Consider the following 353-nt stretch of genomic DNA (forward strand, 5'->3'; position numbering starts at 1 on the left):
GGTAGGCAAATTGACAGGCTGCCTTATCGAGCGTGACCAGCTCACCGCTATCCCAGTCAAACGCGTCCAGATGATGGAACACGTCCTTGAGCTCGAGTCCGTAAGCACCGATATTTTGCACTGGCGCCGCACCAACTGTGCCCGGTATCAGGGCCATATTTTCCAGTCCGCCTATACCTTGTGCCAAGGTCCACAACACCAGCTCATGCCAGCTTTCACCGGCTGCTGCCTGCACATACACGGTATCGGCATCGCTGCCAACGATTTGCTTGCCTTTCAAACACATATGCAAAACCAGCAGGTCAAGACGGTCGGCCAGCACCAGATTGCTGCCGCCACCCAGTATCAGCCTG

General features: G+C 55.8%; 1 protein-coding gene. It reads right to left on the reverse strand.

Annotated features, from left to right (window positions below; translation table 11 throughout):
- The coding region (locus KDM89_RS20640) for an FAD-binding protein (protein ID WP_212689722.1) at positions 1–353 on the reverse strand (353 nt) is incomplete at both ends.

The sequence above is a fragment of the Cognatundibacterium luofuense genome, from assembly GCF_018139685.1.
Lineage (GTDB): Bacteria > Pseudomonadota > Gammaproteobacteria > Burkholderiales > Burkholderiaceae_D > Undibacterium > Undibacterium luofuense.